The sequence below is a fragment of the Bradyrhizobium sp. BRP19 genome (genome assembly GCF_020194195.1).
Lineage (GTDB): Bacteria > Pseudomonadota > Alphaproteobacteria > Rhizobiales > Xanthobacteraceae > Bradyrhizobium > Bradyrhizobium yuanmingense.
This window is the reverse complement of record NZ_JADYVZ010000003.1, coordinates 352251-377846: the sequence shown is the minus strand read 5'-3', so window position 1 is coordinate 377846 and position 25596 is coordinate 352251. Positions and strand designations below refer to the sequence as shown.

Below are 25596 nucleotides of genomic sequence, written 5' to 3'. Positions count from 1 at the left end.
GACGGCGACTAATGCGCAGTCCGCGCGATCAGCGGGCAACTTTCGATCACCGTGCCGGGGCGGGCGCCCTCAATGGTGACGCAGGGCCGGGAGCGATCGATGGTGAGCTCGTAGCGATCCAGCAGCGCGCTGCGGTCCGGATCGCCGCGCATGTGCAATTCGCGGACGCCGCCGGGCAGCGGCGTCTTCAGCCCGGCGCGAATGCGCTGGTCGAAGATGCCGCCGGGGACGATCGGCACGGCGATATCGGCGAGCAGGTAGAAGCGCGATTGGGAGGGCAGCTGCGGCGCGATATAGGCCAGTGGCTTGCCGAGGATGAAATAGGTCGCGGGCTGATCGAGCTCGTGGGCGATCTTCGGCCGGTAGACGTCGGACCAGGGGCGGTGCCACCAGTCCGCCGGCTGCGACCACGCTGCGATCGCGACTGCGAGCGTCACCGTCAACACGGCGAGCGGACGAGGGGACGCCGTCAGCGATGACGGTCCGGTGCTCGCGGCGAGGCGCGTGAGCAGGAGAACGATCAGCGGACCGCACAGGAGCTCCAGAACCACCGCATAGCGCTGGATCGAGAACAAGCCGAGCCATGCGAGGTAAGAGGCCGCAAACAGCACCACCAGCTGCACGTCACCCCGGGTGAGGATCGCGCTCTTGCGCCTCGCGCGGACCCACAGGCCGAGCACGAGCAGGACCATCACCACCGCGAAGCGCGCGTCGCGGAACGGATGCTCCGCGCCTCGGTGGTCGCCGATCAGCCAGTAGAAGGGGTAGGCCAATGCGTCGAGCACGCCATGAGGCATGAACTGCGCATCCATCAGGTTGACGCCGGCCACCTCGCTCGACTGGAACAGTGCATTGAACAGCGGGAAGATCGGATTGCCGGTGTCGCGCCACGTGATCAGGCACCATACCCCGCCGGTGAGCGCCGCGCCGGCCATTCCGCCGATGCCAAGAAGCGTGATCGCCCGCAGCGGACGCGCGGAGACGATCAGCGCCGCGGCAGCGCCGATCGCGTAGACGACATTGGTCAGCTTCAGCCCGACGGCGGCACCGATCAGCAATCCCGCGAGCAGGACGCAGATCGCCGGTCGGCGATCCGCCACCAGGATCAGAAGGCAGCCGCCGATCACGGGCAAGGCCAGCAGCACGTCGGAAAAGCTCGTGCCGACTTCCGAGAGCGTCATCGGACCCGAGGCAGCGATGACGACCACTGCTGCGACCGACGCGATGGTTGCGGCCTGGCGCAGCCGCGCGAACAGGCAGATCAGCGCAAGGTTGAGGCCGTGAACAGCGCCGATGATCATCAGCCCATAGGGCGCCGGCAGCACGTGGCGGAGATAGTAGACGGGGAAATAGACGAGCGGATTGAAGTAGGTCTGAAAGCCCGGCGGGACCACATCGACGCCATAGCGGCCGTTGAGAACGGCCCAGACATTGTATTCGTGGTAGTTCTGCCAATCCCAGTTGACGTCCTCTCCCATGGCCAGGGTGTAGAGCGCGCCTGCCAGCATCGAGCAGACGACAACGGCGATCGCTGCAAGCGCATTGCCGCGCTGCTTCGCCCTCCACGACCGCCGCAGCCTGTCGGCCGCGGGAAGGGACATGACCTCTCGCGGATCGGAAGAAATCGCCGCGCGTTCCAGCATCAAGGCGCCATATGCGCCGGGAACATCACGAGCAGAGCCGGGTCGCTGAACCGCAGAAAGCCCGCTCGTGAAACGCATTGCCGAATTCCAATTTACAACCGTAGGACTACGGGTAGCCAGTTAAGGTTGCATGAATCTTTGCGAGAATTTTCTGATTTGACACCTAGAGATTGTGGATGTCGGAAACGGGAACGAGGGCGGAGTGCGTTGCAGAACGAAGCCCACGCGCCCGCCGACGCAGCTTGACGCCTCCGTCCGCCCACCATGACGCCCCACGCATTTGCATCTTGTCATTCACCCTGAATAGTTGTTCAGTCCTTGCGGGGCGATTTGCATCTATTGCGTGAGAAGCGTTCGGCCGCAGGGCGTGCGGCCGGCGTGTGGGACAGGAAGCGCGCCATGGTTTATCGGCGGACGCATCAAGTGGTGAAGCGCCTTGCGGCGCGGCGCAGCGCCATACTGGCGGCGGCGCGGGAGGCGGCGGCGGAAGGCGGGATGGCGGCGGTGCAGATCGCGCCGGTCGCGGTACGGGCCAATGTCGCGGCCGGCACCGTCTATCGCTATTTCCCCTCCAAGGCCGAGCTGATCTCCGAGCTCATTGCCGAGGTCTCCCGCGACGAGCTCGCGGCGATCCGAAGAGCGGCAGATGCCGCGCCGGGGCCGTCCTCGGCGCTGGCGGCCGCGGTCACCACCGTGGCGGTGCATACGCTGTCGCAGCGCAGGCTGGCCTGGGGCATCCTGGCCGAGCCTGTCGATGTCGATGTCAGCGCCTCCCGTCTCGCCAGCCGGCGCGAGATCGCCGGCGAGATCGCCTCGCGGATCGACGCCGCCGTGCGTGCCGGCCATCTGCCGGCGCAGGACACCGCGCTCGCCGCCACCGCCTTGCTCGGCGCGCTGCATGAGGCCCTGGTCGGGCCGCTCGCGCCCGATAATCTCGATGATCCCGTCAAGATGCGCGATGCGGTGCAGACCGTGACGCTGCTGGCGCTGCGCGCCGTCGGCGTCATGGACGCCCGCGCCCGCGGCCTCGTGGTGCAGCAGACGCTGCTGCCGACGACCAAGGCACTGGTCGGCGCCTGAGCCGACCGCCACCGGGATCGCCCGGGCCCGCTGTTATCCTGCTACATCAGCATTTTCCCGGCCGGACTGATCAACCCCGGTGGGACGCTTCAGAAGAATGAGCCCGGCGGTCACAATGAGGACGGCTCCGGCGATCGTGGAGCCTTGCGGGATATCCTTGAAGACAAGATAGCCGATGGCTGTGGAACCGAGCAGTTCGAGATAGACCAGCGGCGACAGGGTGGACGCTTCGGCGAAGCGAAATGCCGCGATGGACAGGACATGACTGACAGCAGAGAGCGCACCCAAAGCCAGAAAGAACATGACAGCGTCCCAAGCCGGTGTGGTCCAGGTCAAGATGGCTTGTGGCGTCAGGAGCACCATGCCGACGACAGACTGGAATGCGAGCGTTTTGACGGGATCGCTGACCAGAGAAGCCTGCCGCGTTGCGATCAGATAGAGCGCGAACGTTAGCCCGGCGCCGAGCGCCAGCAGAATGCCGGGCTCGATGTCGCCGTCCGGGCGCAGAATGACGATGGCGCCGGTGAAGCCCAGCGCCAGGCTCGCGAGCTTTCGTTGCGTCAAACGCTCCTTCAGGACCATGGCGGCGAGCGCGACCGCGATGACCGGCCCCACGAAATAGGCGCTGACGGCTGTAGCCAGCGGAACGGTCGCGATGGACAGGAAGTAAAGCGTCATCCCGGAGACGAGGAACACCGTCCGCAGCATATGGGAGGCGCGCCGTTCGGCGGGAAAGACCTCTCCTTTGTACCTGATCGCGGCCACCGGAAGGACGACGGCGCTTGCCACGGCGTAGCGCGCCCAGGCGATGAAGAGCGGCGAATAGTCGGCGCTCAGATATTTGGCGATCCCATCGACCAGCGGGATCGAAAGCATCGCGGCCGCCATGAGCACGATGCCCAGCGTCGGGCGGGCGCGGGCTTCGGATTCTACGGTGGCCATGCGACCGATTCCATTCGAACAACTTCTCGCCGCCCCCGCGGCCTGGTGCGGCAGACGCTGCCGCCGGCGAACAAGGCGCTGGTTGGGACCTGAAGAAATCGCGCCGCGAGCCAAGAGGCGACCTGATTGCGCTCAGGTCATTGCCCGAGCGTGTTTTTTCGCGAAACCCGGGCAAGGTCCGGCCAAGCGCCCGGCTACTGTGCATGGGGTTGTTTTTCGACTTTGTGTTTGGCCGGCCCGCCGGTCCTCACATGTTGGCGTCGCCCTCGGGGCCGACCGAGGCGATGCGCACCATGTTGGTGGTGCCGGGGATGCCGAGCGGCACGCCGGCGACGATGATGACGCGCTGGCCGGCGCGGACGAAACCGTCGCGGAAGGCGATCTGGCCGGCGCGGCTCACCATGTCATCCTGGTCGCGCGCGTCCTCCGCCACCACGCAATGCACGCCCCAGGCGACCGCGAGCCGGCGGCCGGCGGTGATGTTCGGCGTGATCGCCACGATCGGCGGCTTCGGCCGCTCGCGCGCCACGCGCACGGCGGTCGAGCCCGATGAGGTCCAGCAGATCAAGGCCGGCAGGTCGAGCGTCTCGGCGATCTGCCGCGCGGCGTCGGCGATGGCATCGCCCGCGGTGGATTCCGGCGCCGGACGTTGGGCCATGATCACCGAACGGTAGGTCGGATCGCGCTCGACCTCCTCGCCGATGCGGTTCATGGTCGAGACCGCCTCGACCGGGAATTTGCCGGCCGCCGATTCCGCCGACAGCATGATGGCGTCGGCGCCCTCATAGACCGCGGTGGCGACGTCGGAGACTTCGGCGCGGGTCGGCACCGGCGACTGGATCATCGATTCCAGCATCTGGGTCGCGATCACCACCGGCTTGCCGGCGCGGCGCGCCATCCGCGTCATCTGCTTCTGCAGGCTCGGCACCCGCTCCAGCGGCAGCTCGACGCCGAGGTCGCCGCGCGCCACCATCAGCGCATCGGAAGCCTCGATGATGTCGGCGAGGCGGTCGATCGCCTGCGGCTTCTCGATCTTGGCCATCACGGCGGCCCGGCCGCGGATCATCTTCTTGGCCTCGATGACGTCGTCGGCGCGCTGCACGAAGGACAGCGCGATCCAGTCGACGCCGGTGACGAGGGCGGCCTCGAGGTCGGCGCGGTCCTTGGGCGTCATCGCCGAGACCGGCAGGTCGGTGTCGGGCAGGCTGACGCCCTTGCGGTCGCTCATCTTGCCGCCGACCACGACACGCGTCACCGCATGCTCCTTCGAGGTCTCCTCCGCGATCAGCCGCACCTTGCCGTCGTCGAGCAGCAGCGCATGGCCGGGCCTGAGCGCCGCCAGGATCTCCGGATGCGGGAGCTGGACGCGCGTGGCATCGCCGGGCGTCTTGTCGGAATCCAGCGTGAAGGTCTGTCCGTTCTGGAGCTGGATCGCCCCTTCGGCAAAGGAGCCCAGTCTCAGCTTCGGACCCTGCAGGTCGACCAGGATGCCGATCGGCCGGCCGTAGCTGCTCTCGACGTTGCGGATCGTCGCCACCAGCTCCCGCATCTTGTCATGCGGGGTGTGGCTCATGTTGATGCGGAACAGGTCGGCGCCGGCCTCGAACAGGCGACGGATCATCGCGAGGTCTGAAGAGGCTGGTCCCAGGGTCGCGAGAATCTTGATACGGCGAAGGCGCCTCATGGCTTATTTCCAGACGGGGGTGGCAGGCCGGGCGAGCCCGGGGGCGTAGCACCGGGCGGGCTATTGGGCAAACCCGGAACGCCGCCCGGGCCCACCGGGCCGGGCAGGCCAGGCACGCGCTGCTGCGCCGGCTGTTCGTTGGCGTCGGTCAGCTGCACCGTCCAGGCGCGCTGCTCGCCGGTGTCGACCTCGAAATAGCCGGTGCGGTCATAACCGCGGGCCAGGCAATCCTCGGTGCCGCGGATGGTGAACTCCTTGTCGCGGGAGCACATGAAGGCTTGGCCCGACCATTCGCCGCCGCGGTCGTAGTCGATGGCGTAGATGTAGTAGTACCGGGCGACCAGCGTGCCGCGCAGCAGCGTCTCGCAGGAACGGGACGAGATGTTCCACCAGCCCTCGGTGGTCCAGCCCTCGGCGTCCTTGTAGCCGAGCGCGATCCCGACCCGGCTCGACGTGTTGTTGCAGAGGCGGAAATCGGCGGAGGCCGGGCCGGCGTAGAGGCACGCCAGGGCGACCACCAGCACCGGGACCAACCGGGCGAGCAGGTAAAGCGGGGAGCGGGGAGATTCGGCAGTCATTGTCGCGGAAGCTATACCAGATCATTGACGATTTGGCGTTGGGCCGGGGGCAGCCGGGCAGTGGCCCCTTTGCGCCGCGATATGGCAAAATCTGTGACAAGACCCACCTGATCCCGTAACCCTGCCCCGGAACGGACCTTGAGGAAGACAGCCATGGCAATCGACGACAAAACCAGAACGGAGCTCGAGGCGGCCGCTTTTCGGCGCTTGGTCGAGCATCTGCGGAGCCGCACCGACGTCCAGAACATCGACCTGATGAATCTGGCCGGCTTCTGCCGCAATTGCCTGTCCAACTGGCTCAAGGACGCCGCGGACGCCCAGGGCGTCGCCTTGAGCAAGGACGAGAGCCGGGAGGCCGTCTACGGCATGCCCTATGAGACCTGGAAGGCGAAGCACCAGGGCACGGCCACGCCCGAGCAGCTCGAGGCGATGAAGAAGGTCCATCCCCACGGGCATTGAACGGCCCATCGCCGAGCCCTGAGTCGCACCACACAACAGCTTTCTGTGCGTCAGCGCAGGAAGGTGTGGGCGCGCTGTGGACGAGCGTGATGCTTGCTTGAACGCTGGGAGCGCCGACCCTAAGGGTCTACCCAGCACGCGCGGTGAGGGATGCCGGCGTCACCTCGTTTTGCCAGTTCCATTGGGAGTACCAAGATGGCCACCTCCGCCGCCGTCCGCGACGACGAGCCCGCGACGAAATTCGCCAAGGACCAGCTCAAATCCATCATCGAGCGCATCGAGCGGCTGGAGGAAGAGAAGAAGGCGATCTCCGACGACATCCGCGACGTCTATGCCGAAAGCAAGGGCAACGGCTACGACGTCAAGGCGCTGCGCACCATCGTGCGCCTGCGCAAGCAGGACCCCAACGAGCGCGCCGAGGCAGAGACCATCCTCGAGACCTACATGCAGGCGCTGGGGATGCTCTGAGGCGCCCCGCCCGGTCGGCGTTGCAGCGCACCAAGCTTGGGCAAAATCTCGGCATCTGCTAGGTTGCTCGGTGAAGGGACCGAGCGATGGATGTGCCGGGACCAGAGCGCAGGCTTGCCGCGGTTCTCGCTGCCGACATGGTCGGCTTCAGCCGGCTGATGGAGGTCGACGAGGCCGGCACTCTTGCGCGCCTCAAGACCCATCGTGTCGAGCTCATCGATCCTGCCATTGCCAAGAATCGCGGCCGTATCATCAAGACGACCGGCGACGGCATGCTCGCGGAATTCCACAGCGTCGTCGATGCCGTGCTATGTGCGGCCGAGGTTCAGCGCCGCATGGCGCGGCGCAATGCCGACGTCCCGCCGCCGCGGTGGATCCAATTCCGCATCGGCATCAATCTCGGCGACGTCATCGTCGATCAGAACGACATATTCGGCGATGGCGTCAACGTCGCGGCGCGGCTGGAGACGCTGGCCGAGCCCGGAGGAATCTGCGTCTCCGGCGCGGTGCGCGATCAGGTCGGCGACCGGCTCGACGGCGTTCAGTTCGACGATCTCGGTGAACAGAGCGTCAAGAACATCGCCCGTCCAATCCGCATCTTCCGCATTCGGCTGGCGGAGGGGCCCGCAAGCCTGCCTGACGGGTCCAATCGTGCTCTGACGCCGCCGGGTGTTTCGAAGAAGCCGTCCATCGCCGTGCTGCCGTTCGCCAATATGAGCGGCGATCCGGAGCAGGAGTTCTTCGCTGACGGTCTCACCGAGGACATCATCACCGAGCTTTCGCGCTTCCACGACCTGCTCGTCATCTCCCGCAACTCGACGTTCGTCTACAAGGGAAAGGCCGTAAAGGTCCAGGACATCGGCCGTGAGTTCGGAGTCGACTATGTCATCGAGGGCAGCGTTCGCAAGGCCGGCGAGCGCGTCCGCGTCACCGTGCAGCTGATCGATGCAGAGACCGACCGCCATATCTGGGCGGAACGCTACGACCGCGAGCTCCGGGATATCTTCGCCATCCAGGACGAGATGACCCGCGCGATCGTGGCGACGTTGCCGGGTCGGGTAGAAGCCGCAACGCACGACCGCACCAAGCGCAAGCCGACCGACAACATGCCCGCTTACGAATGCGTGTTGGCTGCGAAGCTCCTGCATCATCGGTCAACCCGCGACGACAACGCTCAGGCGCAGACGCTGCTCAACCGCGCGCTGGCGATGGATCCGAACTATGCCCACGCTCATGCCTGGAAGGCATGCGTGCTCGGTCAGTGCTGGATCTATGGCTGGTGCGCCGACCGCGAGGCGACCTTCGAGCAGGTTGCTTCGGAGCTGGAAATTGCGTTGGCGCTCGACGACAACGACGCGGACGTGCACCGAATTCTCGCCGCGCTCAATCTGACGCGACACGACTACGAAAAGGCCACCTATCACCAGGAGCGTGCACTCGCCCTCAATCCGAACTACGACCTCGTCGTCGTGCAACAGGGAGAGCTTCTGACCTGGCTGGGCCTGCCGGAGGAAGGCATCGACTGGATCAGGAAAGCGATGCGTCTCAACCCCTATCATCCCGAGCGCTTCTGGAGCCATCTGGGCCGCGCCTATTATTGCGCGGAGAAATACGCCGAGGCCGCCGAGGCGTTTTCAAGGATCACGCGCCCCGACTATACCCATCATGCGTTCCTGGCGGCGACATTCGCGCAGATGAAGAACGCGATCGCGGCCGGCGCTCACGCCGCCGAGGTCTTGAAGCGCGAACCGGGATTCTCGGTGGCAGCTTATCTTGCGACGCTGCACTACAAGCGCGAGCCCGACCGGCAGCGTCACGAGGCCGGCCTCATCGCGGCCGGCTTGCCGGCTTGATCGACCCCGGGCAAGGACGAACAGAGAGAGCTTTGCTGGCACAGAGGACTCAGCGCAGCGCGGCGGTGCGCACGACGAACGACGTCGTCTCGAGCTTTGCGGTCGCGCTGCCCGAGAAATTGTCGCAGGACAGGCCCTGCATCGGGTCGTCGGAGAAGCCCATCGCGATCACGGAGCGCGGCTTGACGAAATAGCCGCGCAGCGCCGCGGTATCGAGCTCGCCCATCAGCGTCACCGACATCGCGTGGCTGGCGCTCGGCGACAGCATCACGATCTTGAGCCAGATGCTCTCGCCCTTGGCCGCAGACAGGCGGGTCGCGGTTGCGACCCTGCCGTCGACGCTCTTGCCGACCACGCTGTTGATCTCCGGCGCCTGAGCCACGCTACGGGGGCGGGTGGTGCGCGGGATCGGCGCCGAGGCGGCGACGACATTGCCGCGGTCGACCGGGGACGCCGCCGGCGCGTAAGCCAGGGCTTGCAGGGCCGCGTTGGACACGCTCGCGGTCGGTTGCGGATCGGTGGCCGCGGCCAGCGCCTGGCGCGCCTTCAGCGCGGCGACCTGCGCCGGCGTCGCCTGCTGCGGCATGGCCGGAACGTCATCCCAGAAGCCGCGCGCATTGATGATGTCGGCCGGGGTTTCCGGCTTGCTGGCAGCGGGCTTGTCAGCCACGGGCGCGGGCTTCGGCTTGGGCGGCGCGACGATCTGCGCATCGGCCGACGCGAGCTGGATCGCGGCGGCGATCTGCGGCTTGGCGCGCGGCGTCGGCACCGGCTCGGCGGGCTTGGCGGCGGCTGCGACGACGGTCGGTGCCGCCGGCTTCGCGGCCGGGCTGGGCGCGCCCTCGTCATCCTCGTCGCTGGCGGCCGGAGCTGCCGGCTTGCTCCTGAACAAGGCTGCGAAGAAATTCGGCTTGCTGCCGGCGTCATCGCCGCTGCCGCGCCGCTCGATCTCGGCCTTGGCGAGCTCATAGTTCTTCAGCGGCACGCCATCGGTCGGCAGATGCACCGTCTTGCCGTCCGGGAAGACGCGGGCGAGCTGGTCATGCGTCATCCGCGGCCAGTGCCGGACGCTGCCGGTGTCGAGGTGCACGAAAGGCGAGCCGGATGTCGGATAGAAGCCGACCCCGCCGCGCTGCAGACGCAGGCCGGCGAAGCGGATCTGCTCCAGCGGTACGCCGGGGATGAAGAAGTCTATCGCATGGCCCAGCATGTGCTGGCTGGCGCGCGCCACGCCGGAGGAGCGGCGGCGGAGCATGGCGTTGGTGGCGGGGGAGCGATAGGAGGAGATGATCTGAATCGGCTGCTTGCCGTCGACGTCCCGATAGACTTCCCAGAGGATGTCGAACAGGCGACGGTCCATGACCGTCTGTTCCTGGGTACGCCAGTCGCGCAGGAAGTGGTTGAGCTGCTTCAGCGCCGCCTCGTCGTAGCGCCCGTCGCGCTTGAAGGTGACGGTGAGGTCTTCGCCGGAATGGGTGTGGTGGAACGAGAGCGTCTTGGTCTCGTTCAGAGCGGCGGCGTCATGAACCGAACCGGCGGCCGCAAGCAGCAATGCAGCCGCAAGGCCGATCCGGGATCCGGCCTTCACGCCCGCATGGGACAACGACAGCACAACGAATTGGCGTGCGAGACCAGTCAGCACGTATGAGCCCACCCAGTCGACGAGCGTTCAAATGGACTCTCCCGCCAACCCCGTTAGCAGCGCGAAAGAGGATGAACGCTTTCTTAAAGCGAGAAGGTTAATTTGAGGTTGACCTTCTCGCCCCCAAACCAAGTCAGATTACGATCCTAAGCGGTTGACTGTGGCAAAAAAACGCCCGCCGCCCCATCGCAGTTCGCAGCATGGTTAACGTCAACGACCCCATCCTGGGGACGGGGTCGCTGATTTCCTTGCAGAATTTCAGGAAAACGAGTGCGGGACGGGCGTCAGCGGGTAAACACCCGCTGCTGTTGCGGACGGCGGCCGACCGGTGCCGGGGGCACGGCCTGGGTGGGCGCCCCGAACAGCCGCTCGAAGAAGTTCGGCCCGGACGAGCCGAAGCCGCTGCCGTTGTTGGCCACGGCCACTCCGGAGGGCAGCGTCGTTGCCGGACGCGAATAGCTCGGCTGGGAATGCGCCACGACGGCCTCGAGGTCCTTGCCGCGGTTGTTCTTCAGGACGTTGATCATGGCCGCGTCGCGACCATAGACGTCCTTGCGGAATTGCAGCTTGCCGGCCTCATCCACGAACGCGGTCTGGTAGGTGATGTTGACCGGGATTGGGGTCGGGAATTTCAGGTCGATCTCGCTTTTGCCGTACATGCTGCGGATGCGCTCCGGCGTGTACTTCTCGTTCGGCATGACGATGTTGAGCAGAACGGAGGCGTACTGATCCGGATTCTGCACGCGCATGCAGCCATGGCTGAAGGCGCGCTCTTCCTTGGCGAACAAATGCTTGTCCGGCGTGTCGTGTTGATAGACGAGGAACTTGTTCGGGAAGTTGAAGCGGATGCGGCCGAGCGCGTTGGCTTCGCCCGGCGGCTGCGAAATGTGCACCGAGCCGTCGCGGTTTTGCTCAAGCCTCAGGCCCATGCGTTGAAGCACGGTCGGGTCCTGCTGCAATGCCGGCAGGTACTCGTTGTAAACGATGGATGGCGGCACATTCCAGGTCGGGTTCACCGTGATGTACTTCATCGTCTCGGTGAGGAGCGGGGTGGCTTGCTTGCCCGGCTTGCCGGTGACGACGCGTGTGGTCCAGACCTGCTGGCCGCGTTGCATCACTTTCAAAGTGAAATCGGGAATGTTGAGGATGACATAGGCGTCACCCAGCGCCGGCGCGCCGAGATCGCGCGGCAGCCAGCGCCAGCGCTCCATGTTCACCAGCACCACGTCGATCTGCTTGTCGCGCTTGGGGGTGTTGAGCGCCTTGACCGTCTTGTCGTCTAGGATGCCGGTCGGCTTCAGCTCGGCGCCGGTCTGGAACTTGCGCACGGCTTCGGCGACCGCAGCGTCGTAGCGGGTGTCGCTGGCATTCTCGGCGAGGCCGAGCTTGGCGCGCAGTTGCGGCACGCGCGGATCTTCCACGACGATCTCAGCCTGCTTCTTGCCGGCAGGGGTGTATTTCAGCGCAGGGCCGTCGGCGATCTCGATCACCGGACCGCTGCCCTGGCCGCGCAGCTCGGCGAGCTTGGCCTTCAGCTCCTTGTAGAGCTTGTGCGGCGGGTTGTAACTCTCGAGCGCCGCGGAGGCGTCCGCCGCCGTCGTGATCTTGGCGAGCACTTCGCCGGGATCGACCGGATGCTCGGGATAGAGAATGTCGCCGCCGGCCTGCGACCAATGCATGCGGCCGCTCTGGGCGTGGCGGGCATAGTCGAACATGCTGGCGGTGAGCTTGAGCTCGGCATCAGCCAGCGCATCGGGGGTCGTGGCGGCGAAATCCGGCACCGGATAGTCGGCGGGATTGAGACCGTCGGACGCCGCGTCCTTGAGCCGTGCGATCACGCCCTTGGCCGCAGCAGTCAGGTTGCCGCCTTGCGTCCAGACCGGCGCGAAGTCGCGCGCGCCGTAGAACTTCTCAATCGCTGCACGCTCGTTCTTGCGGTCGAAATGGCGCGAGGTCTTAGCGCCGATGATGTCCTTGAGCTTGTCCGCGACCGGTTGGTCGGCGGTGGGCACGTTGCTTGCGGCCTTCACCGGTTCGGCGGCCGGTGCTGCGGGAGCCGCCGGCGTGGCCGTTGCGGTGTCGGCCTTGGCCGGCTCGGTTTTTGCAGTCTCGCTCTTCGGCGCTTCCGGCGCGGGTGTGGTGGCAAGGTCGGAGGGCTTGGTCTCCACCTTGTCCGCCGTGGGCGGGACGTTCACCTTGGCGGAATCCCTTGCGACGTCCTTCGTGGAATCCTGCACCGTGGCGGTGGTGTCGAGCTTGATGTCGGCTGCAGTCGGGGGCGGGACGTTTGCCGGTTCGGGGCGCGGGATCGCGGCTTCGATCGCGAGTTCCGCGGCGCTGCTGCGCGGCAGATCCTGCGCCAGGGCCGAGCTGGCCGACACCGTGAGGAAGGTCGCCGCGACCGTCATCAAGACACGGTCAAAGCCCACACGGTGGTTCAAACGGTCACGCATTGTGTCGCACCCCTCGGGTGAACTGTTCCTTCATGGAACAGCTCGTTATCGCTTATTGATGTTTCGGCTAAACCGCGCCGGCCTCTCGAAAGTTGCACGCCTGCACGCAACGATTCTGACGCAGACGATATACAGGCCCCGATTTTGCGGCCAGCGCTGCCCGGGGCAACTCACGACAAACTGACTTCAAGGGAGCCTCTTGGCAACGGATTGTACGCTTCTGCCACGCGCTTTTCCCTCTGTCTGTCACTTCCAAGTCACGGTTCAAATCGCAGACGAATTCCGTCGTCACGCGAACGGCTTAGAGCGATCTCGCACCGCCGCGCGAAGCTTCGTTCGCACTGGGCTCAATGCGTCTCCTCGCCGCTTTTGCCGCCATGCCCGGGAACCCCGGCCTCGTCGAGTTTGCGGTAGAGCGTCGAGCGGCCGATTTTGAGTCGGCGAGCCACTTCGGACATCTGGCCGCGATAATGCGAGATCGCGAAACGGATGATCTCGTTCTCCATGTCCTCCAGCGGGCGGACATCCCCGGTCGCAGTGAGCATAGACAGCGTTCCCACCGCGGGGAGCGGGGCGATTGGTATTTCATTACCCGACACTACGGAGGGCGTCGCCGCCGGCTCGAGCAGCAACGGAGCGGTCGGAATATCCGTGACGGGATGCGCCTGCGAGGCGAGCAGAGGGAAGTCGCCGAGACCAAGCTGGTCCCCGTCGCTCATCACCACGGCGCGATAGACCGCGTTCTCGAGCTGGCGGATGTTGCCGGGCCAGTCGAGCTGGGCAAGATGGGCCACCGCCTCGCCGCTGATCCCGGTGATCGGGCGGTTCTCCTCGGCGGCAAAGCGCGCGATGAAATGCCTGAGCAGGTGCGGGATATCCTCACGCCGCGCGCGCAGCGAGGGGATCGTCAGCGGCAGCACGTGCAGCCGGTAGAACAGGTCTTCCCGGAATTGTCCCTGCTTCACCCGCTCCAGCAGCTTGCGATTGGTGGCCGAGATGATGCGGACGTCGACCTTGAGCGGCTTGCGGCCGCCGACCGATTCCACGGCGCCCTCCTGGAGCGCACGCAGCAGCTTTACCTGCGCCGTCAGCGGCAGCTCGCTGACCTCGTCCAGAAACAGCGTGCCGCCATGAGCCTCGACGAACTTGCCCGTGTGCCGCTCGGTGGCCCCGGTGAAGGCGCCCTTCTCATGGCCGAACAGGATGGACTCGACGAGGTTGTCGGGAATTGCGCCGCAATTGACCGCAACGAACGGCTTGGCCTTGCGCTCGCCGCTGCCATGGATGGCGCGCGCGAACATCTCCTTGCCGACGCCGGACTCGCCCTCGATCAGCACGGGGATCGCGGAGTTTGCCGCCTTCTGGGCGGCGCGCATCACGCCCGTCATCGCTTCGGAGCGGGTGATGATGTCGGAGAAGGTGAGCCGTCCTTCGCGGCTGTGACGGATGCGCTGCAATTCCCCCTTGAGCGCGGACGTGTTGAGCGCGTTGCGAAGCGAGACCTGGAGCCGCTCGACGCCGACCGGCTTGACGACAAAATCGGCCGCGCCCGCGCGCATCGCGGAGATCACGTTGTCGATACCGCCATGAGCGGTCTGCACGATGACGGGGACGCTCAGGCCGGCTTCGCGGATCTTCGCCAATACGCCCATGCCGTCGAGGCCGGGCATGACGAGGTCGAGGATGACGGCGTCGATGGCCGGTCCGTCGGGGGCAGTGAGGGCGGCAATTGCGGCGTCACCGGAGTCCACGACGACCGTCTCATAGCCGCATTTCTGCACCATGTTCTCGACCAGCCGGCGGGCTACAGCGTCGTCGTCGGCGATCAAAATACTGGCAGCCATGGTGTTCCCCGCACGCTACTACTATCTGTCTCGAATCGGGGCACTCTGGCCGAAGCCGATTAACGCACGCTTAAACCTTGATGCCCCCGCCTGCCGCCGCGATTGTTGAACACAGGTTTCCCACACAATGAATTCGCGCTCCAAGTCCGCCTTGAACAAATCTGCCTTGAACAAGTCCGCTCTCAAGAAGTCCGCTCCCGGCAAGCCCGCTCTCCGCAAGCCAAGCACCAAAAAATCCGCCCCCAAGGCAAGGCCCTCCAAAGCTGCACCCTCCAAAGCTGCGAGCAAGACCGGCAAGCTTCCGGAGTGGAACCTGGCCGACCTCTATTCCGGGATCGAGGCGCCGGAGGTGGCGCGCGACCTCGAGAGAATGGATGCCGACTGCGTCGCCTTCGAGACGGACTACAGGGGCAAGCTGGCGACAGGGACAGCAAACGAAGATGGCGGAAAGTGGCTCGCCGAGGCGGTGCGACGCTATGAGGCGATCGACGATCTCGCCGGCCGTCTCGGCTCCTATGCCGGGCTCGTCCATGCCGGCGACAGTGTGGACCCTGCGATTTCAAAGTTTTACGGCGACGTGTCCGAGCGGCTGACGGCGGCGTCCACGCATCTGTTGTTCTTCGCGCTCGAGCTCAATCGGATCGATGACGATATTTTGAATCGCGCGATGCAGGCCGCCGAGCTCGCGCACTACGGTCCCTGGATCGAGGATCTGCGCAAGGAGAAGCCGTACCAGCTCGACGACAAGCTGGAGCAGCTTTTCCTGGAGAAGGCGCAGACCGGCTATTCAGCCTTCAACCGGCTGTTCGATCAGACCATCTCCAGCCTCCGCTTCAAGGTCGGCGCCAAGGAGCTCGCGATCGAGCCGACGCTGAATCTGCTGCAGGATCGCGACGGCGCCAAGCGCAAGAGCGCGGCGGAGGCACTGGCGAAGACCTTCAAGGCCAATGAGCGCACCTTTGCGCTGATCACCAACACGTTGGCCAAGGACAAGGACATCTCCGACCGCTGGCGCGGCTTCAAGGACGTGGCCGATTCCCGCCATCTGAACAATCGTGTCGAGCGCGAGGTCGTCGATGCGCTGGTCGCCTCGGTCCGCGCAGCCTATCCGAAACTGTCGCATCGCTATTATGCGCTGAAAGCGAAATGGTTCGGCAAGAAGCGGCTGGCCTATTGGGACCGCAACGCGCCGCTGCCTTTCGCGGCGACCGATGTCATCGCCTGGCCGGAGGCGCGCAGCATGGTGCTGACGGCCTATCGCGGCTTCTCGCCCAAAATGGCCGATATCGCCGAGCGCTTCTTCACCGACCGCTGGATCGACGCGCCGGTCCGGCCGGGCAAGGTGCCCGGGGCGTTCTCGCATCCGACCACGCCGTCAGCGCACCCTTACGTTCTCATGAACTACCAGGGCAAGCCGCGCGACGTGATGACGCTCGCGCATGAGCTCGGCCATGGCGTCCATCAGGTGCTCGCGGCAAAGAACGGCGCGCTGATGGCGCCGACGCCGCTGACCCTGGCGGAGACCGCAAGCGTGTTCGGCGAAATGCTCACCTTCAAGCGGCTGCTGGCCCAGACCAAGAGCGCGAAGCAGCGCCAGGCGCTGCTCGTTGGCAAGGTCGAGGACATGATCAACACCGTGGTGCGGCAGATCGCGTTCTATTCCTTCGAGCGTGCGGTCCACACCGAGCGCAAGAACGGCGAGCTCACCGCGACGCGGCTCGGCGAGATCTGGCTGTCGGTGCAGGGCGAGAGCCTTGGACCGGCGATCGAGATCAAGGCGGGCTACGAGAACTACTGGATGTACATCCCGCACTTCATCCATTCGCCGTTCTATGTCTACGCCTACGCGTTCGGCGACTGTCTCGTGAACTCGCTCTATGCCGTCTACGAGAACGCGGCCGAGGGTTTCGCCGAGCGCTATCTCGACATGCTCGCCGCCGGCGGCACCAAGCACTATTCCGAGCTGCTGCGGCCATTCGGGTTAGATGCGAAGGACCCAAAGTTCTGGGACGGCGGGCTCAGCGTCATCGCCGGAATGATCGACGAGCTGGAGGCGATGGGCTGACGCATTCGCCATCCGTAAAACATCCGTTGAACCGACCCGTTGGTTGTGTTATACAAGTGTATAACGCGCCGGAGGTCGGCCATGAAAATTGAGATCAAGAAGATCGGCAATTCGGATGGTTTGCTGTTGCCACGCGAGCTGATGCAGCGCCTCGATCTCAAGCGCGGCCAGCAATTGCATGTGGTGGAATTGCCTGGTGGTGGTTTTCAGCTGCTGCCCTACGACCCCGATTTCGAGCGGACGATGGAGATCGCCGACGAGATCATGGATAAGTATCGCGACACGCTCGCTGCGCTCGCAAAATAGCTGGCGATGCGCATGAGCGATCCTCAGGAGCCGCTCTGGGTCACCTACGAGCAGGCTGTCGCAATTCATGGTCGACAGCTCCGGCGCTTCGGCGGTGCGCCGGGATTGCGCGACGAAGGCATGCTGCGCTCGGCGCTGGAGCGCCCGATCAACAAATGGCGCTCGGAACAGGCGCCGTTGGACGAACTCGCTGCAGCCTATGCATTCGGCCTCGCGAAAAATCATGCATTCGTCGATGGAAACAAGCGCATCGCCTTCATGGCCATGATGGCTTTTCTTCGCAAGAACGGCGTAGCTTTCAGCCCCGATCCCGCGGAAGCGACAACGATCATCCTCTCCCTCGCCGCCGGCGAAGTCAGTGAGGAGAGTCTGACGCGATGGATCCGGGACAATTGGAATTCCAAATGACCCGATTTGCGGGAAAACCCCGCCTCGGTGCCGTTGCCCTGTCTAAATCTTTCAGGTATCCCAGCCCGAGAATTCGACGTTCGACTGGGGACATTCCATGGCTGACCATAGCGAAGTGGCGTACACCACCGCCGACGGCAACGACTACGTTGCCCACGAGCAGACCTATGAGGGCTTCATCAAGCTGGTGAAGTACGGCACGGTCTCGGTCGCGCTCATCGTGATCCTGATGGCGGTCTTTCTGACCTGATCCATCGTCGGCTGCATCCGCCAACGCCGGCGGCTGCTCATTAAATTTGCATACAAGCCGGTTTCAAAACCGGTATCCAAACGTTGCGGGAGTAACGCTAAGTTCGCGTGCGCGTTTTTGTCCGCGTCGCCGGAGGGCCTATGAAGATCGCCGTTGCCAAAGAAATAGATCCGTCGGAGCCGCGGGTCGCCGCTTCGCCTGATACGGTGAAGAAGTTCAAGGCGTTGGGCGCCGAGATCGCCGTCGAGCCGGGTGCCGGCATCAAATCGGGCCTGCCGGATTCCGAATTCACCGCGGTCGGCGCCACCGTCAGCGCTGACGCGCTCAAGGACGCCGACATCATCATCAAGGTGAAGCGCCCTGAGGCATCCGAGCTGGCGCAGTACAAGCGCGGCGCCCTCGTCATCGCCATCATGGACCCCTACGGCAACGATGCCGCGCTGAAGACGATGGCCGATGCCGGCATCGCCGCCTTCGCGATGGAATTGATGCCGCGCATCACCCGAGCGCAGGTGATGGACGTGCTGTCCTCGCAGGCCAACCTCGCCGGCTACCGCGCCGTGATCGAGGGCGCCGAAGCCTTCGGCCGCGCCTTTCCGATGATGATGACCGCAGCCGGCACCGTGCCTGCCGCAAAGGTGTTCGTGATGGGCGTCGGCGTCGCCGGCCTCCAGGCGATCGCGACCGCGCGCCGTCTCGGCGCCGTCGTGACCGCGACCGACGTGCGGCCCGCCACCAAGGAGCAGGTGGAATCCCTCGGCGCGAAATTCCTCGCTGTCGAGGACGAGGAGTTCAAGAACGCGCAGACCGCCGGCGGCTACGCCAAGGAAATGTCGAAAGAATACCAGGCCAAGCAGGCCGCGCTCACCGCCGAGCACATCAAGAAGCAGGACATCGTCATCACCACCGCGCTGATTCCGGGCCGCCCGGCGCCGAAGCTCGTCAGTGCCGACATGGTCAAGTCGATGAAGCCCGGCTCGGTGCTGGTCGATCTCGCCGTCGAACGCGGCGGCAATGTCGAGGGCGCCAAGGCCGGCGAAGTCGTCGACCTCGATGGCATCAAGATCGTCGGCTACACCAACGTTGCGGGTCGCGTTGCGGCCTCGGCCTCCAGCCTCTACGCGCGCAATCTGTTCTCCTTCATCGAGACCATGGTCGACAAGAAAGAGAAGAAGCTCGCCGTCAACTGGGACGACGAACTCGTCAAGGCTACCGCGCTGACGAAGGACGGCGCCGTGATCCACCCGAACTTCCAGCCGAAAGCTTAAGGAGAGATTGCCATGGAGCACGCTGCACAGGTCGTCGACCCCTTCATCTTCCGGCTGTCGATCTTCGTCCTCGCCGTCTTCGTCGGCTATTTCGTGGTGTGGTCGGTGACGCCGGCGCTGCACACGCCGCTGATGAGCGTGACCAACGCGATCTCCTCGGTGATCGTGGTCGGCGCGCTGCTCGCGGTCGGCGTCGGCATGGTTTCGAGCGGCTCGGGCTGGGCGCGCGGCTTTGGCTTCGTCGCGCTCGTCTTCGCCTGCGTGAACATTTTCGGCGGCTTCCTTGTCACCCAGCGCATGCTGGCGATGTACAAGAAGAAGTCGAAGTAAGCGGCCACCTCGGGCTGAAGGGATCAATGGGGACCTGAGATGAGCGCCAATCTCTCTGCATTCTTGTATCTCGTGGCGGGGGTGCTGTTCATCCTGTCGCTGCGCGGGCTGTCGAGCCCGGCAACCTCGCGCCAGGGCAATCTGTTCGGCATGATCGGCATGGCGATCGCGGTCGCCACCACGCTGGCGAGCCATCCGCCGGCGGATGGCGTGGCCTGGGTCCTCGTGATCCTCGCGGTCGCGATCGGCGGCGGCATCGGCGCGGTGATCGCCCGCCGCGTGCCGATGACCTCGATGCCGGAACTGGTCGCCGCCTTCCACTCGCTGGTCGGCATGGCCGCGGTGCTGGTCGCTGCCGGCGCGTTCTACGCGCCTGAGGCCTTCGACATCGGCAAGCCTGGCGCCATTCATGCATCAAGTCTGGTCGAAATGTCGCTCGGTGTCGCCATCGGCGCGCTGACCTTCACCGGCTCGGTGATCGCCTTCCTGAAGCTGTCCGCGCGCATGAGCGGCGCGCCGATCATCCTGCCGTTCCGCCACATCATCAACATCGCGCTGGCCGTCGCGCTGGTGTTCTTCATCGTCCGTCTCGTCCTCACCGGCGGCGCGTTCGACTTCTGGATGATCACCATCATCGCGCTGGCGCTCGGCGTGCTCATGATCATCCCGATCGGCGGCGCCGACATGCCGGTCGTGATCTCGATGCTGAACTCCTATTCCGGCTGGGCCGCCGCGGGCATCGGCTTCACGCTCGGCAACTCCGCGCTGATCATCACCGGCGCGCTGGTCGGTTCCTCGGGCGCGATCCTGTCCTACATCATGTGCCACGCGATGAACCGGTCCTTCATCTCGGTCATCCTCGGCGGCTTCGGCGGTGAGACCACGGCGGCCGGCGGCGCCACGGGCGAGCAGAAGCCCGCCAAGCTCGGCTCGGCGGACGATGCGGCCTTCATCATGAAGAACGCCTCCAAGGTCATCATCGTGCCCGGCTACGGCATGGCGGTGGCGCAGGCCCAGCACGCGCTGCGCGAGATGGCGGACATGCTCAAGAAGGAAGGCGTCGAGGTGAAATACGCCATTCACCCGGTCGCCGGCCGCATGCCCGGCCACATGAACGTGCTGCTGGCCGAAGCCAACGTGCCCTATGACGAGGTGTTCGAGCTCGAGGACATCAACTCCGAATTCGCGCAGGCCGACATTGCCTTCGTGATCGGCGCCAACGACGTCACCAACCCGGCGGCCGAAGAGGACAAGACTTCGCCGATCTACGGCATGCCGGTGCTCCAGGTCTGGAAGGCCGGCACGGTGATGTTCATCAAGCGCTCGCTGGCGTCGGGCTATGCCGGTATCGACAATCCGCTGTTCTACCGCGACAACACCATGATGCTGCTCGGCGACGCCAAGAAGGTCACCGAGAACATCGTCAAGGCGATGTGACGGGGGGAGGGACCGTGGCCATCAATTAGGAATGGCACCAGTCCGATCGCATGCCGCCCAAGGCGTGCGCGAGCAGCGCGTCGCCTGGCACGCTGCCCACAAGGCGGCGTGCAGCTGCCGCGACGTTCCGGCGAGCCTGCGACCGACGTCATGAAATTGCTGCGGAGCCGTCGCAAGCCCTAGTCTCAAGCGAGGGAGCGGCCGCGCAATGATGAGCATTGTCAAGTGGATCGCCATCGTGCTCCTGACCGTCTATTGCGCCGGTCTCCTCGTGCTGTACGTCCGCCAGCGCGAGATGCTGTTTCCGATCCCGCCCGCCGGCCGCACCGCACCCGATGCTGCGGGCCTTCCCGAGGCGCAAGAGCATGTCCTGACCACGTCTGATGGCGAGCAGGTCATCGTCTGGCACGTGCCGGCCAAGCCCGGTCGTTCCGTGATCCTCTACTTCCACGGCAATGGCGATTTTCTCGCCGGCCGCGTCGGCCGTTTCAAGGCGATGACTGCCGACGGCACCGGCCTCGTTGCGCTGTCCTATCGCGGCTATGGCGGCTCGAGCGGGATGCCGAGCGAGCAGGGCCTGCTGCGCGACGCTGCAGCCGCCTACGCGTTCACCACCGCGCGCTATGCGGCGGAACGAATCGTCGCCTGGGGCTTTTCGCTCGGGACGGGCGTCGCGGTCGCGCTCGCCTCGGAGCATCGCGTTGGAAAACTCATCCTGGAGGCGCCCTATACGTCGACGGCCGACATTGCGGGGTCATCGTTCTGGTTCGTTCCGGTCCGCCTTCTGATGCGCGACCCGTTCCATTCGGACCAGCGCATGTCGCGCGTCACGGTGCCGCTGCTCGTCATGCATGGCACCAATGACCTTGTCATTTCGATCGTCTTCGGAGAGCGTCTGTTCGCGCTCGCCCGCGAGCCCAAGCGGTTCGTTCGCATCGAGGGCGGCGGGCACGACGATCTCGATCAATATGGCGCGATCGAAACGGCGAGAGGCTTCATTGGCGGCTGACGGCTTGGCTCAACGTTACATCCCCGCGCTCGCTGCCTCCTGCTTGACGCTTCTGCCGCAGAATGCGCTTGCCGCGACCGGCCTCGATGGTGCGGCGATGCGCTGGCCCTATGCGCTGCCCTTTGCCGGCTTGTTGCTGTCGATTGCAATGGGGCCGCTGCTGTTGCCGAAGATCTGGCATCACCACTACGGCAAGATCACCGCCGCCTGGTCGCTGCTGGCGCTCGCCGCGCTCGTCGTCTTTGCCGGCGGCGCGGCGACCTTGGCGGCGCTGGTCCATGCCATGCTCGCCGAATATCTCGGCTTCATCGTGCTGCTGTTCGCTCTCTATGTCGTGGCCGGCGGCATCCTCATCACCGGCGACATCAAGGGCACGCCGGCGGCGAATGTCGGCATCCTCGCGCTCGGCACGCTGGGGGCGAGCATCGTCGGCACCACGGGTGCCGCGATGATCCTGATCCGCCCCTTGATCCGCGCCAACCGGCAGCGGCGCCACAACACCCATGTCGTCATCTTCTTCATCATCCTGGTGGCCAACGTCGGCGGCGCGCTGAGCCCGCTCGGCGATCCCCCGCTGTTCGTCGGCTTCCTGCATGGCGTTGACTTCTTCTGGACCACGCGGACCATCTGGTTGCAGACCGCACTCGTCGCCGTCCTGCTGCTCGCGATCTTCGCCGTCGTCGACGTCTGGCGCTTTCGCAGTGAGCCGCCGCCCGCCGACACAGGCCGGGGAGAGCCGTTGCGCATCCGCGGCCTCGTCAATCTGGTGCTGATCGCAGCCATCGTCGCCAGCCTTCTCGCTTCGGCGATGTGGAGGCCCGACATTGCCTTCGACATTTTCGGTACCAAGCTGGAGCTGGAGGACGTCGCGCGCAACCTGGCGCTGCTGGCCATCGCGGCGCTGTCGGTGTGGCTGACGCCCGACGAGCACAGGCAGGCCAACGGCTTCACCTGGGAGCCGATCCGCGAGGTCGCAAAACTGTTCGCGGGCATCTTCGTCGCCATCATCCCGGTCATTGCCATGCTCAATGCCGGCCATCACGGCGCGTTCGCCTGGCTGCTGTCGGCGGTGACGGCGCCGGATGGCGCGCCGCGCGAGGTCGTTTATTTCTGGTTCACCGGCCTGATGTCCGCGTTCCTCGACAATGCGCCGACCTATCTGCTGTTCTTCGAGCTCGCCGGCGGCAATCCGCAGGTGCTGATGCATCAGCTCTCGGGCACGCTCGCCTCGATCTCCATGGGAGCGGTCTACATGGGAGCACTCACCTATATCGGCAACGCGCCGAACTTCATGGTGAGCAGCATCGCCCGCGAGAACGGCGTCGCGATGCCGAGCTTCTTCGGTTATCTCCTGCGCGCCGGCGCCGTGCTGATCCCGCTGTTCCTGTTGCTGACGTTCCTGCCGGTCGCACCGATCCTGCACTGGCATTGAATCCGCCGGCCGATTTGCTATTGCTCGCTTTCGTAGTTGGAGCCGATGATGAGCGCGCATGATCCGATGCCCCGGTCGGCCTGGGTCTTTCCGGCGCTGGCCCTGCTGTTGTTCGCAGCCGTCAGCGCCACGGATCACGTCTTCACGCTGTCGTTTGGCGGTCTTCTCTTCACCGTCGTCCTTCTGGTCATCCTGTTCGGCACGGTGTTCGCGGCGGTTCATCATGCCGAGGTGATCGCGGAGCGGGTCGGCGAACCCTACGGCACGCTGGTGCTGACGCTCTCGGTGACCATCATCGAGGTCGCGCTGATCACCACGATCATGCTGGGCGACAAGCCTGCCCCGGCACTGGCGCGCGACACCGTGTTCGCCGTGGTCATGATCGTCTGCAACGGCCTCGTCGGGCTCTGCATCTTCATCGGCGGCCTGCGCTATCGCGAGCAGGGTTTTCAGCTCTCCGGCGCCAACGTCTATCTCAGCGTCCTGTTCGCGCTCGCGACCATCACGCTGATCCTGCCGAACTACACCACCACCACGCCGGGGCCTGTCTATTCGGCGGTCCAGCTCGGCTTCGTCGACGTGGTCACGCTGGCGCTCTATGCGGTGTTTCTCTACACCCAGACGGTCCTGCACAAGGATTACTTCGTCCACGAGCGGGCGTACGCCGGCAGCGGCGAGGTGCATCTGTCGGGCAGGATGCTGGTGCTCAGCGTCGTGCTGCTGCTGATCGCGCTGCTGGCGGTCGTGCTGCTCTCCAAGAAATTCTCGCTGGTGGTCGACGCCGTCGCGGCCAAGATTGGCGCGCCGCCGGCCTTTGCCGGGCTTCTGGTCGCGCTTCTGATCCTGATGCCGGAAGGCGTCGCGGCCGTCTCGGCGGCCCGCCAGAACGACCTCCAGAAGAGCATCAACCTCGCTCTGGGATCGTCGCTGGCGACCATCGGCCTGACCATTCCTGCCGTCGGCGTCGCCACTTACGCGCTCGACAAGGAGCTCGAGCTCGGCCTCGGCGCCCAGGGCAGCGTGCTCCTGCTGCTGACCTTCTTCCTGAGCATGCTGACCTTCGGCACGGGCAGGACCAATGTCCTGTTCGGCCTGGTGCATATGGTGGTATTTGCCGTCTACGTGTTCATGGTTTTCGTACCCTAGAAGGAGCTCCCGGTGCTTGCCGCCCAGTCCGAGGTTCAGGTCGACAACGAAGAGGTCCGGGTGACGGAATGGCGGCTTGCCCCCGGCAGCGCCACCGGCCATCACACCCATGGCATGGACTATGTGATCGTTCCGCTCGCCGCCGGCGAGATGACCATCGTCGCGCCCAATGGCGAAAGGTCCAAGGCGCAGCTTGCCGCCGGGAAATCCTATTTCCGCAAGGCCGGCGTCCAGCATGACGTACTTAACGAAACCTCAACTGAGATCGTGTTCCTTGAAATTGAGCTGAAACGCTAGGGTCGCGCCACCGTTTGCCATCGATCCGTCGCAGTTGATCCCTCACAATGCCCTAAAGTTCCCGCATCAGGTCGCGCGGGGAGTGTGGTCGGAATGCTGAAATACCTCGCAAAAATTTCGATGGATATTTTCCCCTCGGTGCTCGCGACGATCATCGGGGCCTACATCGTCAATCATTACATCAACGCCAAGCCGGCCGCCGACACCCCAGCCGCCGTGACCGCGCCTGCCCAGACCGGCAGCGACGGCAAACCCACCGATACCGCCAACCTTCCCGCCTCCGGCGTCAAGGCCAAGGGCATCCCCGAGAAGAGCGTGACGGATAAGGCGGCGGTCGAGAAGCCGGTCGATCATCCGCCGGCCGCCGAGACCAAGGCCGCAGACGTCGCTCCCGCTGACACCGGTCCGCGCGGACGTCCCTCTGCCCGCGACAAGGCCGCGGCGAAATCCGCACCGGCGGCTTCTGCTCCCGTGGTTGAGGCCAATTCGGCCCCGACGGCGGCTTCCGCGGCTCCCGACGCCAACGATCTGGCGCGTGCTGCGATCGAGCGCCTGCGCAAGTCGCCCGAGGGCAAGGCTGCCGAGGCCAGGTCGTCGGAAACCAAGCCTGCCGAGGCTCGCGCGTCGGAGACCAAGCCGGCTGAGCCTGCGGTGCGGGACGCCGCCCGCACGCCGGAGGCTCCGCGTGTCGTGAATGTGGAGCCGTCTCCAGTCCGTCCGCTGCCGCCGCCGATCAATGTCTCGACGCCCTCACCCGAGGCCTATGGCAATGGGGGCTCCAATCCGCCCTACACGGCCTCGATCGGCAACGATGATCCTAATCGGGTGACGCCGCCGGCCGACATTCCCGTGCCGGTCATCGCACCGCCGCTCGACCTGCGTGCCGATGCGGGCGCCGCCCTGCCGCGGCCGAAGAAGACCAATGTCGCCGACGAGATGCTGTCGGGCATGAAGTCGATGTTCAACGCCGTTCTGCCCAAGAGCGCCACGCCCGACTAGAAC

At 65.3% G+C, this 25596-nt stretch carries 23 protein-coding genes; 16 read left to right on the top strand and 7 right to left on the bottom strand.

Annotated elements, in window-relative coordinates; all coding sequences use genetic code 11:
- Positions 1-8: 8 nt before the first annotated feature.
- Positions 9-1601, bottom strand: coding sequence for a glycosyltransferase 87 family protein (locus I6F36_RS12070; RefSeq protein WP_225171490.1), 1593 nt, complete (start codon positions 1599-1601; stop codon positions 9-11).
- Positions 1602-2042: 441 nt separating this feature from the next.
- Between I6F36_RS12070 and I6F36_RS12065 the strand changes: the two genes are divergently transcribed.
- Positions 2043-2723, top strand: coding sequence for a TetR/AcrR family transcriptional regulator (locus I6F36_RS12065; protein ID WP_057028549.1), 681 nt, complete (start codon positions 2043-2045; stop codon positions 2721-2723).
- 33 nt (positions 2724-2756) lie between these two features.
- Here I6F36_RS12065 and I6F36_RS12060 read toward each other — a convergent pair whose 3' ends face one another.
- The 3 genes from I6F36_RS12060 to I6F36_RS12050 form a co-directional block, all read right to left on the bottom strand.
- On the bottom strand, positions 2757-3665 hold the full coding sequence (locus I6F36_RS12060) for a DMT family transporter (protein ID WP_225126295.1): 909 nt from the start codon (positions 3663-3665) through the stop codon (positions 2757-2759).
- A 247-nt stretch (positions 3666-3912) separates the two neighbouring features.
- Positions 3913-5349, bottom strand: a complete 1437-nt coding sequence (pyk, locus tag I6F36_RS12055) for a pyruvate kinase (protein WP_036021924.1) — start codon at positions 5347-5349, stop codon at positions 3913-3915.
- Entirely contained in the window at positions 5346-5927 is a 582-nt protein-coding gene (locus I6F36_RS12050; protein ID WP_035998649.1) for a DUF1036 domain-containing protein, read from the bottom strand. Before I6F36_RS12050 ends, pyk begins: the two co-directional genes overlap by 4 nt.
- Before the next feature lie 153 nt (positions 5928-6080).
- Here I6F36_RS12050 and I6F36_RS12045 point away from each other — a divergent pair, with 153 nt between their 5' ends.
- The 3 genes from I6F36_RS12045 to I6F36_RS12035 all read left to right on the top strand — a co-directional run bounded on the left by I6F36_RS12045 (position 6081) and on the right by I6F36_RS12035 (position 8707).
- Positions 6081-6386: a DUF1244 domain-containing protein gene (locus I6F36_RS12045; RefSeq protein ID WP_035998652.1), complete on the top strand. Its 306-nt coding sequence runs from the start codon at positions 6081-6083 to the stop codon at positions 6384-6386.
- Positions 6387-6581: 195 nt separating this feature from the next.
- A complete protein-coding gene (locus I6F36_RS12040) occupies positions 6582-6854 on the top strand; it encodes a DUF2312 domain-containing protein (protein ID WP_018641571.1) in 273 nt (90 codons plus the stop codon).
- Between the two features lie 86 nt (positions 6855-6940).
- Positions 6941-8707 (top strand): adenylate/guanylate cyclase domain-containing protein, encoded by a 1767-nt coding sequence (locus tag I6F36_RS12035; RefSeq protein ID WP_035998656.1) that lies wholly within the window; start codon positions 6941-6943, stop codon positions 8705-8707.
- Between the two features lie 49 nt (positions 8708-8756).
- Here I6F36_RS12035 and I6F36_RS12030 read toward each other — a convergent pair whose 3' ends face one another.
- From I6F36_RS12030 to I6F36_RS12020, 3 genes are all read right to left on the bottom strand, one after another.
- Positions 8757-10349 (bottom strand): DUF882 domain-containing protein, encoded by a 1593-nt coding sequence (locus tag I6F36_RS12030; RefSeq protein WP_225126293.1) that lies wholly within the window; start codon positions 10347-10349, stop codon positions 8757-8759.
- A 284-nt stretch (positions 10350-10633) separates the two neighbouring features.
- A complete protein-coding gene (locus tag I6F36_RS12025; RefSeq protein WP_225126291.1) occupies positions 10634-12802 on the bottom strand; it encodes a murein L,D-transpeptidase in 2169 nt (722 codons plus the stop codon).
- A gap of 347 nt (positions 12803-13149) precedes the next feature.
- Positions 13150-14646, bottom strand: coding sequence for a sigma-54 dependent transcriptional regulator (locus I6F36_RS12020; RefSeq protein ID WP_057028054.1), 1497 nt, complete (start codon positions 14644-14646; stop codon positions 13150-13152).
- A 127-nt stretch (positions 14647-14773) separates the two neighbouring features.
- Between I6F36_RS12020 and I6F36_RS12010 the strand changes: the two genes are divergently transcribed.
- From I6F36_RS12010 to I6F36_RS11955, 12 genes are all read left to right on the top strand, one after another.
- Positions 14774-16711: a M3 family oligoendopeptidase gene (locus tag I6F36_RS12010; protein ID WP_225126286.1), complete on the top strand. Its 1938-nt coding sequence runs from the start codon at positions 14774-14776 to the stop codon at positions 16709-16711.
- 81 nt (positions 16712-16792) lie between these two features.
- Positions 16793-17017: an AbrB family transcriptional regulator gene (locus I6F36_RS12005; RefSeq protein WP_035998672.1), complete on the top strand. Its 225-nt coding sequence runs from the start codon at positions 16793-16795 to the stop codon at positions 17015-17017.
- A gap of 12 nt (positions 17018-17029) precedes the next feature.
- The gene (locus tag I6F36_RS12000) at positions 17030-17425 is read left to right on the top strand and encodes a type II toxin-antitoxin system death-on-curing family toxin (RefSeq protein WP_074447732.1); all 396 of its coding nucleotides are present in this window, start codon (positions 17030-17032) and stop codon (positions 17423-17425) included.
- Between the two features lie 97 nt (positions 17426-17522).
- Positions 17523-17675, top strand: a complete 153-nt coding sequence (locus tag I6F36_RS11995; protein ID WP_035998674.1) for an aa3-type cytochrome c oxidase subunit IV — start codon at positions 17523-17525, stop codon at positions 17673-17675.
- 140 nt (positions 17676-17815) lie between these two features.
- On the top strand, positions 17816-18943 hold the full coding sequence (locus I6F36_RS11990) for a Re/Si-specific NAD(P)(+) transhydrogenase subunit alpha (RefSeq protein ID WP_036021943.1): 1128 nt from the start codon (positions 17816-17818) through the stop codon (positions 18941-18943).
- 12 nt (positions 18944-18955) lie between these two features.
- On the top strand, positions 18956-19273 hold the full coding sequence (locus I6F36_RS11985) for a proton-translocating transhydrogenase family protein (protein WP_035998681.1): 318 nt from the start codon (positions 18956-18958) through the stop codon (positions 19271-19273).
- Positions 19274-19312: 39 nt separating this feature from the next.
- Positions 19313-20710 carry an NAD(P)(+) transhydrogenase (Re/Si-specific) subunit beta gene (locus I6F36_RS11980; protein ID WP_225171489.1) on the top strand — a complete coding sequence of 466 codons (1398 nt, stop codon included), beginning with the start codon at positions 19313-19315 and terminating at the stop codon, positions 20708-20710.
- A 211-nt stretch (positions 20711-20921) separates the two neighbouring features.
- Positions 20922-21719 carry an alpha/beta hydrolase gene (locus tag I6F36_RS11975; protein WP_035998702.1) on the top strand — a complete coding sequence of 266 codons (798 nt, stop codon included), beginning with the start codon at positions 20922-20924 and terminating at the stop codon, positions 21717-21719.
- A gap of 4 nt (positions 21720-21723) precedes the next feature.
- A complete protein-coding gene (locus tag I6F36_RS11970) occupies positions 21724-23151 on the top strand; it encodes a sodium:proton antiporter (RefSeq protein ID WP_225139249.1) in 1428 nt (475 codons plus the stop codon).
- A gap of 48 nt (positions 23152-23199) precedes the next feature.
- A complete protein-coding gene (locus I6F36_RS11965; RefSeq protein ID WP_225171488.1) occupies positions 23200-24297 on the top strand; it encodes a calcium:proton antiporter in 1098 nt (365 codons plus the stop codon).
- Positions 24298-24309: 12 nt separating this feature from the next.
- Positions 24310-24594, top strand: a complete 285-nt coding sequence (locus I6F36_RS11960) for a cupin domain-containing protein (protein WP_035998690.1) — start codon at positions 24310-24312, stop codon at positions 24592-24594.
- Positions 24595-24687: 93 nt separating this feature from the next.
- Positions 24688-25593, top strand: coding sequence for a hypothetical protein (locus tag I6F36_RS11955; RefSeq protein ID WP_036021950.1), 906 nt, complete (start codon positions 24688-24690; stop codon positions 25591-25593).
- Positions 25594-25596: the final 3 nt, after the last annotated feature.

Coding starts and splice junctions, on each gene's coding strand:
- I6F36_RS12070 (WP_225171490.1), bottom strand. CDS start 1,601: ATGTCCCTTCCCGCGGCCGACAGGCTGCGGCGGTCGTGGAGGGCGAAG.
- I6F36_RS12065 (WP_057028549.1), top strand. CDS start 2,043: ATGGTTTATCGGCGGACGCATCAAGTGGTGAAGCGCCTTGCGGCGCGG.
- I6F36_RS12060 (WP_225126295.1), bottom strand. CDS start 3,665: ATGGCCACCGTAGAATCCGAAGCCCGCGCCCGCCCGACGCTGGGCATC.
- pyk (WP_036021924.1), bottom strand. CDS start 5,349: ATGAGGCGCCTTCGCCGTATCAAGATTCTCGCGACCCTGGGACCAGCC.
- I6F36_RS12050 (WP_035998649.1), bottom strand. CDS start 5,927: ATGACTGCCGAATCTCCCCGCTCCCCGCTTTACCTGCTCGCCCGGTTG.
- I6F36_RS12045 (WP_035998652.1), top strand. CDS start 6,081: ATGGCAATCGACGACAAAACCAGAACGGAGCTCGAGGCGGCCGCTTTT.
- I6F36_RS12040 (WP_018641571.1), top strand. CDS start 6,582: ATGGCCACCTCCGCCGCCGTCCGCGACGACGAGCCCGCGACGAAATTC.
- I6F36_RS12035 (WP_035998656.1), top strand. CDS start 6,941: ATGGATGTGCCGGGACCAGAGCGCAGGCTTGCCGCGGTTCTCGCTGCC.
- I6F36_RS12025 (WP_225126291.1), bottom strand. CDS start 12,802: ATGCGTGACCGTTTGAACCACCGTGTGGGCTTTGACCGTGTCTTGATG.
- I6F36_RS12020 (WP_057028054.1), bottom strand. CDS start 14,646: ATGGCTGCCAGTATTTTGATCGCCGACGACGACGCTGTAGCCCGCCGG.
- I6F36_RS12010 (WP_225126286.1), top strand. CDS start 14,774: ATGAATTCGCGCTCCAAGTCCGCCTTGAACAAATCTGCCTTGAACAAG.
- I6F36_RS12005 (WP_035998672.1), top strand. CDS start 16,793: ATGAAAATTGAGATCAAGAAGATCGGCAATTCGGATGGTTTGCTGTTG.
- I6F36_RS12000 (WP_074447732.1), top strand. CDS start 17,030: ATGAGCGATCCTCAGGAGCCGCTCTGGGTCACCTACGAGCAGGCTGTC.
- I6F36_RS11995 (WP_035998674.1), top strand. CDS start 17,523: ATGGCTGACCATAGCGAAGTGGCGTACACCACCGCCGACGGCAACGAC.
- I6F36_RS11990 (WP_036021943.1), top strand. CDS start 17,816: ATGAAGATCGCCGTTGCCAAAGAAATAGATCCGTCGGAGCCGCGGGTC.
- I6F36_RS11985 (WP_035998681.1), top strand. CDS start 18,956: ATGGAGCACGCTGCACAGGTCGTCGACCCCTTCATCTTCCGGCTGTCG.
- I6F36_RS11980 (WP_225171489.1), top strand. CDS start 19,313: ATGAGCGCCAATCTCTCTGCATTCTTGTATCTCGTGGCGGGGGTGCTG.
- I6F36_RS11975 (WP_035998702.1), top strand. CDS start 20,922: ATGAGCATTGTCAAGTGGATCGCCATCGTGCTCCTGACCGTCTATTGC.
- I6F36_RS11965 (WP_225171488.1), top strand. CDS start 23,200: ATGAGCGCGCATGATCCGATGCCCCGGTCGGCCTGGGTCTTTCCGGCG.
- I6F36_RS11955 (WP_036021950.1), top strand. CDS start 24,688: ATGCTGAAATACCTCGCAAAAATTTCGATGGATATTTTCCCCTCGGTG.